Annotated in this window: 9 protein-coding genes; 8 read left to right on the top strand and 1 reads right to left on the bottom strand. The window is 71.5% G+C overall.

Annotated features, from left to right (window positions below; all coding sequences use genetic code 11):
- The 7 genes from Q1K57_RS00200 to Q1K57_RS00170 form a co-directional block, all read left to right on the top strand.
- On the top strand, positions 1-2,009 hold a 2,009-nt coding region (locus Q1K57_RS00200), incomplete at its 5' end, for a vitamin B12 dependent-methionine synthase activation domain-containing protein (RefSeq protein WP_300077453.1).
- Positions 1,999-2,682, top strand: coding sequence for an HAD family phosphatase (locus tag Q1K57_RS00195; protein WP_300077450.1), 684 nt, complete (start codon positions 1,999-2,001; stop codon positions 2,680-2,682). The genes Q1K57_RS00200 and Q1K57_RS00195, both read left to right, overlap by 11 nt.
- Positions 2,683-2,692: 10 nt before the next feature.
- Complete coding sequence (locus Q1K57_RS00190; RefSeq protein WP_300077447.1) at positions 2,693-4,147, top strand: ABC transporter substrate-binding protein; 1,455 nt, start codon at positions 2,693-2,695, stop codon at positions 4,145-4,147.
- Positions 4,129-5,061: a tRNA (adenine-N1)-methyltransferase gene (locus tag Q1K57_RS00185; RefSeq protein WP_300077444.1), complete on the top strand. Its 933-nt coding sequence runs from the start codon at positions 4,129-4,131 to the stop codon at positions 5,059-5,061. The genes Q1K57_RS00190 and Q1K57_RS00185 overlap by 19 nt, the downstream gene beginning before the upstream one ends.
- Positions 5,058-6,641: a proteasome ATPase gene (gene arc / locus Q1K57_RS00180; RefSeq protein ID WP_300077441.1), complete on the top strand. Its 1,584-nt coding sequence runs from the start codon at positions 5,058-5,060 to the stop codon at positions 6,639-6,641. The genes Q1K57_RS00185 and arc overlap by 4 nt, the downstream gene beginning before the upstream one ends.
- A gap of 44 nt (positions 6,642-6,685) precedes the next feature.
- Complete coding sequence (locus Q1K57_RS00175) at positions 6,686-7,654, top strand: L-lactate dehydrogenase (protein WP_300077438.1); 969 nt, start codon at positions 6,686-6,688, stop codon at positions 7,652-7,654.
- Between the two features lie 140 nt (positions 7,655-7,794).
- On the top strand, positions 7,795-8,277 hold the full coding sequence (locus Q1K57_RS00170) for a hypothetical protein (protein ID WP_300077435.1): 483 nt from the start codon (positions 7,795-7,797) through the stop codon (positions 8,275-8,277).
- 80 nt (positions 8,278-8,357) lie between these two features.
- Here Q1K57_RS00170 and Q1K57_RS00165 read toward each other — a convergent pair whose 3' ends face one another.
- Positions 8,358-8,714 (bottom strand): DUF3054 domain-containing protein, encoded by a 357-nt coding sequence (locus tag Q1K57_RS00165; protein ID WP_300077433.1) that lies wholly within the window; start codon positions 8,712-8,714, stop codon positions 8,358-8,360.
- 59 nt (positions 8,715-8,773) lie between these two features.
- Between Q1K57_RS00165 and Q1K57_RS00160 the strand changes: the two genes are divergently transcribed.
- Positions 8,774-9,405 (top strand): proteasome accessory factor PafA2 family protein (locus tag Q1K57_RS00160; protein ID WP_300077430.1); only part of this gene is annotated, 632 nt, incomplete at its 3' end.

Below are 9,405 nucleotides of genomic sequence, written 5' to 3'. Positions count from 1 at the left end.
ACATCATCGTCGACTGCCTCACGTTCCCCATCGCAACCGGCCAGGAGGAGACCCGCCGCGACGCCATCGAGACGATCGAGGCGATCCGCGAGATCCGCCGCCGCTACCCCGACGTCCAGACCACGCTGGGCGTCTCCAACGTGAGCTTCGGGCTCAACCCGGCCGCCCGCGTGGTGCTCAACTCGGTGTTCCTGCACGAGTGCGTCGAAGCCGGCCTCACCTCGGCCATCGTGCACCCGTCCCGCATCGTGCCCATGGCCCGCATCCCCGAGGAGCAGCGCCGCGTGGCGCTCGACATGGTGTACGACCGGCGCGCAGAGGGCTACGACCCGCTCGCCCGGTTCCTGGAACTGTTCGAGGGAGTCACGACGAGCGGCGCCAAGGAGGCGCGTGCGGCCGAGCTGGCCGCCCTTCCGCTCGCCGAGCGTCTGCAGCGCCGCATCGTGGACGCCGACGACAAGGGCCTCGGTGACGACCTGGACGAGGCGCTGGCCACCAAGCCCGCGCTCGCGATCGTCAACGACGACCTGCTGGCCGGCATGAAGACCGTCGGGGAACTGTTCGGCTCGGGCCAGATGCAACTGCCGTTCGTGCTCGCCTCCGCCGAGGTGATGAAGAAGTCGGTCGCCCACCTCGAGCCCCACATGGAGAAGACGGACGCCGCCGGCAAGGGCACCATCGTGCTCGCCACCGTGAAGGGCGATGTCCACGACATCGGGAAGAACCTCGTCGACATCATCCTCACCAACAACGGCTACACGGTGGTGAACCTCGGCATCAAGCAGCCGGTGGGGACCATCATCGAGGCCGCGCTGGCGCACAACGCCGACGCGATCGGCATGTCGGGGCTCCTGGTGAAATCGACGGTTGTGATGCGCGACAACCTGGCCGAACTCCAGGCGCGGGGACTCGTCCAGACGCCGGTGCTGTTGGGCGGCGCGGCGCTCACGCGTGCCTACGTCGAGCAGGATCTGAACCAGAGGTTCTCCGGTGAGGTCCGCTACGCGCGCGACGCGTTCGAAGGACTGTCCCTCATGGACGCCGTCATGGCCGTCAAGCGCGGCGACGCCACCGCCCTGCCCGCTCCCCGGGAGCGGCGCGTCCGCACACGCCCGCAGGGGGGCGAACCTGTCGGCACCCGCCCAGCGGCCGCCGACGGCGCACCCGATGTCTCCGTCCGCTCCGACGTCGCCCGGGGCATCGACGTGCCGGCGCCGCCGTTCTGGGGCAGCCGGGTCGTGAAGGGCATCAAGTTGGCGGAGGTGGCGGAATGGCTCGACCACCGGGCCACCTTCATGGGCCAGTGGGGTTTGCGCGGCAGCCGGGAGGGGGCGTCCTACGACGAGCTGGTCGAGGCGGAGGGCATCCCTCGCCTGCGCCGCTGGCTCGACCGCATCCAGACCGACCGGCTCGGCGAGTTCGCCGTGGTGTACGGCTACTGGCCCTGCCACAGCGAGGGCAACGATCTCGTGATCCACGACCCCGCGGGCGGTGGCGCCGAGCTCACCCGGTTCACGTTCCCGCGGCAGAACCGCGATCGCCGGCTCTGCCTGGCCGATTTCTTCCGCGACGCCGGTGAGGCGGCCGAAGCGGGCCCCGACGTGATCGCGTTCCAGCTCGTCACGATGGGCAGCCGGGTGGCGGAGGAGACGGCGCGGCTCTTCGCCGAGAACTCCTACCGCGACTACCTCGAACTGCACGGGCTGAGCGTCCAGCTGACCGAGGCTCTCGCCGAGCGGTGGCACGCGCGCGTGCGGGCCGACCTCGGGCTGGGGGCGTCCGACACCGACGTGGAGGCCATGATCCGCGACCAGGCCTACCGGGGGTCCCGCTACAGCTTCGGTTACCCTGCGTGCCCCGACCTCGGGGATCGTGCCAAGCTGGTGGCCTTGCTCGAACCCGAGCGGATCGGCGTCGAACTGTCCGAGGAACTGCAGTTGCACCCCGAGCAGTCCACCGACGCGCTGGTCGTCCACCACCCGGAGGCGAAGTACTTCAATGCCCGCTGACCGCACCCGCCCCGCGGCGTTCCTGTGGGACTTCGACGGTACGCTCGCCGATTCCGAGCCGAACTGGCACAACGCCGAGCGACGCCTCATGGCCGAGTTGGGCAGCGCGATCACGCCGGAGCAGAACCGGCAGCTCGTCGGTTCGGCGCTCGTCGACTCGGCCGCGCAGTTGCTGGCGTGGGCCGGTCGTGAGGACCTGGACGCCGCCGAGTACGCCCATATTCTCGCTGACCACGCCCTGGCCGACATGCTCGCCACGGGGGTCGGTTTCCGCCCAGGCGCCACCGAGCTCCTCGCCGAGGTGCGCGCGGCGGGCATCGCCTGCGCGCTGGTGAGCGCGTCGTACACCTCGATCCTCGAGGCGATCACCGCCCAGCTGCCCGCGCACAGCTTCGACCTGGTCATCGGCGGCGACCAGGTGAAGAACGGCAAGCCGCACCCGGAGCCCTACCTGACCGCGGCGTCCCGCCTCGGCGTCGCCCCGATCGACTGCCTCGTGCTCGAGGATTCGGTTCCCGGCACCCTGTCGGCCGAGAACGCGGGCATGCCCACGCTCGGCGTCCCGTTCGAGCAGCCGCTCACCGACGGCCCGCGCCGGCGGGTGATCCCGACGCTCTCCGGGTTGACGCTCGCGGCGGCGTCCGAGCTCTGGCGGGAGCTGGCCCATGCGTAGCCTGGCCGCTGTGCTCGTCGCGGTCCTCACCCTCACCGGCTGCGTGCAGACGCCGGCCCCGGCGCCCACCCCGACCACGGACTTGCCGACTCCCGACACCACCTTCCGGATCGTGACGACCGAGAAGCCCGCGACGTTCGACCCGGCCGCGGCCACCACCAGCGCGGACGCCATCGTCGCGCTCAACGTGTTCAGCAGGCTCATGCTGGTCCACCCCGACGACCCGACACCCAAGCCCGACCTCGCCACCGACTGCCTCTACACCTCGCCCACCATCTATCGGTGCGAGCTGCCCGCCGGTCTCGTGTTCCACAACGGACACGCCCTGACGAGCTCCGACGTGAAGTTCAGCATCGAGCGCGCCTACCGCCTCAGCGTGCCGCACAGCTCGATCCGCCTGTTCGACGCGCTGGAGCGGGTCGACGTGGTCGACGACAGGACCGTCGACTTCGTGCTCAAGTGGGAGGACAGCCAGTTCGGCTACGCGCTGGCGACGCCCGCGGCGGGCATCGTCGACGAGGAGCTCTACGACCCCGACGCGGTGCGGCCGAACGAGGGTCAGGCGATCGGATCGGGTCCCTACCAGCTCGTCACCACCGCCGACGATCACCTGGTCTTCGACCGGTTCACCGACTACAAGGGCGGCCTGACCGGCGAGATCGACGCGATCGAACTCAGCTTCGTCGCCGATTCGGCGGCGGCCGAGGCGGCGATGGCCGACGGGTCGGCGTCCGCGGTGTGGCGCAGCCTGACGACGGCCGCCCGCCAGCGTGTGGCCGCAGAGGCGCGAGCCACCCCGGCGCCGGAGGTCGTCTACACGCCCGTCGAGCTGGCCGACAGCCGGGTCCAGCGACTCGTCTTCAACCCTGCCTCAGCGTGGCGCGGTGACCCGACCATCCGCTCGGCGGTGGCCCTCGCTCTCCAGCCCGACCGCAGCCTCGCCTCGCTCGTCCCGCCCGCCGTGACCGACGCGTCGGCGTCCTTCGCGGTCGGCGGCAACCCCGAGGTGCCGCAGATCCCCGGCCAACGGCTGCGCCTCACGCTCAGCTACGACAGCGCCGTGCCCGACCAGCGCGACGTGGCCGGCATGGTGCGCGACCGGCTCGAGTCCTACGCGGGCATGTCCGTGCAGTTGACCCCCGACACACCGGAGGCCGACCTGTTGCTCAGCGAGCGGTCGGCCTGGGTGAACACGGCCTTCGGCTGGCTGCAGCCCTACGTCGACGATCCGCTACCGGGCAGCGCCGCCAAGGTGCAAGAGCTCGTCGAGGCGGCTCGCTCGACGACGGACGCCGCCCAGCGGACCGCGCTGCTCGCCGAGGTCCAGGCGCAGGCGGCCGCGGACCTCACCGTCCTGCCACTCTCCCTGGCGAGCCAGACGCTCTATCTACGCGACGGCGTCACCCTGCAGGGCTACCCGTTCGGTCCGGGCTGGCAGCTCGGGCTGTGGAGCTTCCGCGCATGAACGAATCCACCGCCGGAGGTCTGTCCGGCGTCGTCGTCGGCCCCTTCGCCGAGGGGGAGCGCATCACGCTGTCCGACGCCAAGGGACGCCGCCACTCGGTCCGGCTGCGGGCCGAGGGCACCTTCCACACGACCAAGGGCGGCATCCCGCACGCCGCGATCATCGGCCAGCCGGAGGGATCGGTCGTGACATCGGTCGGCGGAGCGCAGTTCCTCGCCTTCCGGCCCCTCATGCACGACTTCATGGTGTCGATGCCCCGCGAGGCGGCCGTCATCTACCCCAAGGACGCCGCCCACATCCTCATGCAGGCCGACATCTTCCCGGGCGCTCGCGTGATGGAAGCCGGTGTGGGCTCCGGGGCGCTCACCATCGCGCTGCTGCGCATGATCGGGGCCGAGGGGCACCTCTACAGCTACGAGCGCCGTGAGGAGTTCGCCCACGTCGCCCGGACGAACGTCGAGAACTTCTACGGACGCCCCCACCCGGCCTGGGAGCTGCGTCTCGGCGACCTCGCCGTGGACATTGGCCCCGAAGATCTCGACCGGGCCATCCTCGACATGCTCGCCCCCTGGGAGTGCGTCGACGCCGTCGCCGAGCGGCTGGTGCCGGGGGGCGTCCTCACCTGCTACATCGCCACCGCGACCCAGCTGGGCCGCACCGTCGAGACGCTGCGCACCCACGGCGGGTTCACCGAGCCGGTCCTCCGCGAGTATTCGGCGCGCGACTGGCACGCCGAGGGGCTCGCCATCCGGCCCGGCCACTCGACGAGCGGCCACACCGGCTTCCTCATCTTCGCCCGCCGACTGGCGCCCGGGGTGACCGCACCCCGCAAGCGGCGGCGTCCGGCTCCCGGCGCGTACGGCGCCGACTACGTCGGCCCGCGGCCGCCCTGGGTCGACGAGGCGACGCCATGAGCCCCGACGACGCTCTCGAACGCACCGAGCGCCGCCTCGCGGAGGCGCGCTCGGACGCCCGGGCGCTCGCCTCGGCGAACGACCGGCTCAACGTGACGCTGCGCGAGGCGCGGTCGACGATCGTGGCGCTGCGCGAGCAGCTGGCCGCCCTGGCGACGCCGCCGCAGCAGTTCGCGGTGGTCGTGGGGCTGCCCGGCGACGGATTGGTCGACATCGGGCTGGGTGGGCGCCGCCTCCGGGTGCCGGTCGCGGGCGAACTCGTCGACCCGGAGTCCCTCTGGGTGGGGGACACACTGCTCGTCAACGAGGCCATGACCGTGGTGGGCGTGGCCGAGCGGGGGGCGTCCGGGGAGGTCATGACGCTGCGGGAGCTGCTCGGCGACGGCCGGGCGCTCGTCAGCGGTCCGCACGACGAGGAACTCGTCGTGGCGCTCGGCGGGGCGCTGGCGGCGTCCGGCCCGGGGGTGGGCGACACGCTGCTCGTGGACCGGCGGGCGCTCGTCGCGCTCGAGGCGGTCGAACGGACGCAGGTGACCGAGCTGAGCCTCGAGGAGGTGCCCGACGTCACCTGGGACGACATCGGCGGGCTGGCGGAGCAGATCGACCAGATCCGGGACGCCGTGGAGTTGCCCGTCCTCCATCGCGACGTGTTCGAGGCGTACGGGCTGACCGCACCGCGGGGCGTCCTGCTGTACGGCCCGCCCGGCTGCGGCAAGACGATGATCGCGAAGGCCGTTGCGGCAGCCGCCGGGTCGGCGTTCCTCAACGTGAAGGGCCCAGAACTGCTCAACAAGTACGTGGGCGAGACCGAGCGGCTCATCCGGCTGACGTTCGAGCGGGCGCGGGCGATCGCCGACGCGGGGCGCCCCGTGATCGTGTTCTTCGACGAGATGGACTCGCTGTTCCGCACGCGCGGGTCGGGGGTGAGCTCGGACGTCGAGTCGACGATCGTGCCGCAGTTGCTCGCCGAGATCGACGGCGTCGAAGCGCTCCGCAACGTGATCGTGATCGGTGCGACCAACCGGGAGGACCTCATCGATCCGGCGATCCTGCGGCCCGGGCGACTCGACGTGAAGATCCGGCTCGACCGGCCGAGCCAGACGGGCGCTGAGGAGATCTTGGGGCGGCACCTCGGAGTGGACACGCTGTGGAACGAGGCCGAGGCGTCCGCGGCGGGCGGGCCGGCGGCACTGCGAGCCCAGCTTGTGTCGGCGGCCGTCGCCGCGCTCTACGAGCGATCGGAGCGGAACGCGTTCGTCGAGGTCACGTACGCCTCGGGCGACCGGGAGGTGCTGTACGCCGGGGACTTCGCCTCGGGGGCCGTGCTCGCCAACATCAGCCGGCGCGCCCGGCTGGCAGCGGTCAAGGGCGAGATCGCCGGCGAGGCCCGCGGCGTCCGGCGGGAGCACGTGCTCGCGGCGGTGCGCGCGGAGATCGTGGCCGCCGAGGACCTCCCCAACACGACCAACCCCGACGACTGGGCACGGCTGTCCGGACGCCGCGGCGAACGGATCGTGTTCATGAGGACGCTCGCAGGGGGCTCCGACAAGGGCGGACGGACGATACCTGTGGGAGCCTGACGAAGCGCGCACGCGGTGCGGGTACGCCCACTAACCTTTTCCGCATGACCACAGAACAGGCACCGAAGTCCGTTTCCAAGCTGTCCGTGATCGGTGCGGGCGCGGTGGGGTCCTCCCTCGCGTATGCCGCCCTGACCCGCGGATCCGCCCGCGAGATCGCCCTGTACGACATTGCCGAGAAGAAGGTCGAGGCCGAGGCCGCCGACCTGCTGCACGGCACCCAGTTCACCCCCACCAACAGCGTCGTCGGCGGCGCCGACATCGCCGTGACCAAGGACAGCTCCGTCGTGATCATCACGGCCGGCGCCGCCCAGAAGCCGGGCCAGACCAGGCTCGAACTGGCGGGCGTGAACGCCAACATCCTCAAGGGCCTCATGCCGCAGCTGCTGGAGCAGTCGCCGAACGCCATCTACGTCCTCGTCACCAATCCGTGCGACGTGCTCACGGTCGTCGCGCATAAGATCTCGGGCCTGCCCACGGGCCGCGTCTTCTCGACGGGCACCATGCTCGACACGTCCCGCCTCCGCTGGGGCATCGCCCGCACGTGCGGCATCCACCAGTCGAACGTGCACGCCAACATCCTCGGCGAGCACGGCGACAGCGAGTTCCCGGTGTGGTCGACGGCCCGCATCGGCCAGATCCCGATCCGCGAGTGGACCGACGCCGACGGCAAGCTGCTCTTCAGCCAGGACGTGCTCGACGACCTGGCCGACGAGGCCATGCACGCCGCCTACAAGGTGATCGAGGGCAAGGGCGCGACGAACTATGCCATCGGCCTCACCGGCGCTCGCCTCACCGAGGTGCTGCACAGCCCCATCCAGCGGCTCCTGCCGCTGTCGAGCGTGCTGACCGACTACAAGGGCATCTCCGACGTGGCCCTCTCGGTGACCTCGATCGTGTCCAACCGGGGCATCGAGCGCGTCCTCGACATCCCGATGAACGACGAGGAGTACGCGAAGTTCAAGAACTCCGCCGAGACCCTGCGGGCCTCGCTCAAGGAGCTCGGTTTCTGAGTCTGTGCGGTTCCAGCCGTCCCCACACCACCGCGGCGCGGTGTCCCTTCCCGGGACGCCGCGCCGCGGTCGTCCGTCCGGGCTCGTGTGACCCCCGCGGGGGACTGACGGGGAAGCGGGCGCCGTCTAGTTTGCTGGGCATGCCCTCAACTCCGTCCGCGCCGCCGCCCGCGGTGGTCGCATCGACGGTGCGCCGGCTGGTGGAGAGCCCCTGGGCGGAGGACGACCGCGAACGGCAACGCCAGTTCGAGGCGTGGGGGGTGGTGCCGCACGCCGAGGTTCCCGACCATCCGCGCTGGGGAGTCGGCATTCCCGGCTGGGGCGATGCCCTGATGTGCTGGTCGTGGGACGACCGGGTTGGCCTCGTCGGGGTGGGCTGGTTCCTGTGGGGTTCGCTGGACGCCGCCGCGCGCGAGGCCGCCGCCACGGCCCTCATGGGGTCGCTGTCCGCGGAGTTCGGCCGCCCGTCGATCCGGGACGGCCAGCGGTGCGAGTGGCGCATCTGGGAGCTACCGGGCGTGACGGTGGAGTTCTGCCCGTGCGGTGAGCGCGTCCAGGTGCACGTGCTGGCGTCGTCGCTGGCGGTGGACGAGTCGGAGGCGCGGGGCATCCACGTCGCCTGAGGGATCTCACGCTTCGGGCCCAGGACACGTGCCACGCATGTCTCCGTCTGAAAAGGTAGGCCAGGAACGCCGCCCCGCCATCAGCGCCCCCGGCGAGCGACGAGAGCGGCGCCCCCACGCCAGCCGATGAGGAACAGCGCCAACACGGACGCCGCCACGACCACGAACGCCACGGCCGTCCCGTCCCCAAGGAGTCGGCGCACCAGCATCCCGCCAACCAGGGCCGCCAGCCACAGCACCACGCCGTCCAGCACGCTGTCGCCCTGACGCCGCATCAGGACGAGCGCCAGCCAGCCGCTACCCAACCCCACGAGGAACGGCCCGGCGGTCCGCAGGAGGCCGGCGGCGTCCACCATCTCGGCGTGTGAGGAACGTCCCAGCGCGGCAAAGACGACCACCAACACGACGTCCAGCACCCCCATCGCCCAGCGCGGCACAGCGGCTCCTTCCCCCTCGCTTCGGCGCCCACAGCGTAGCGGCCTGCCAGAATCCCCCCATGGACGACTGGCCCCTCCTGCTCGGCTCGGAGATGGAGTACGGCGTCACCGGACAGCTCGCCGAGCTCGTCGTCGACCACGTGCGGGTGCCCGCGACCACACCCGACCCCGACACCCACCACCGCATGCTCGGCAACGGGGGCCGGTTCTACGTCGACCACGGCCACCCCGAGTACGCCACCCCCGAGGTCCGATCGGCGTCCGAGCTCGTCCTCTACGAGCACGCCGGCGATCTGCTCGCCGCGGAGGCGGCAGCGGCGGCGTCCGCGGCCCACGGCAGCCCGATCACGCTGTTCCGCAACAACACCGACGGCAAGGGCCACAGCTACGGCTACCACGAGAACCTGCTGCTGCGCCGCTCGACCCCGTGGGACGCCATCGAGGCGGCTCTGCCTGCCGTCCTCGTCACGCGCACCGTCATCGGCGGCGCCGGACGCGTCGGCCTCGGCCCCTGCAACGAAAACCCCGGCTTTCAGCTCAGCCAGCGCGTTGACTTCTTCGAACGCACCGCCGGGCTGGACACCACCCGCCGGCGCGGCATCGTCAACACCCGCGACGAGCCGCACGCCCGACCGTCGGTGTGGCGCCGGCTGCACGTCATCGCCGGTGACGCCAACCGCAGCCCGTTCGC

Source organism: Propioniciclava sp., from assembly GCF_029977985.1.
In the GTDB taxonomy this organism is placed as follows: Bacteria; Actinomycetota; Actinomycetes; order Propionibacteriales; family Propionibacteriaceae; genus Propioniciclava.
Note: the sequence above shows the minus strand (reverse complement) of the source record. Positions and strands in the feature narration are given on the sequence as shown.

Coding starts and splice junctions, on each gene's coding strand:
- Q1K57_RS00195 (WP_300077450.1), top strand. CDS start 1,999: ATGCCCGCTGACCGCACCCGCCCCGCGGCGTTCCTGTGGGACTTCGAC.
- arc (WP_300077441.1), top strand. CDS start 5,058: ATGAGCCCCGACGACGCTCTCGAACGCACCGAGCGCCGCCTCGCGGAG.
- Q1K57_RS00175 (WP_300077438.1), top strand. CDS start 6,686: ATGACCACAGAACAGGCACCGAAGTCCGTTTCCAAGCTGTCCGTGATC.
- Q1K57_RS00170 (WP_300077435.1), top strand. CDS start 7,795: ATGCCCTCAACTCCGTCCGCGCCGCCGCCCGCGGTGGTCGCATCGACG.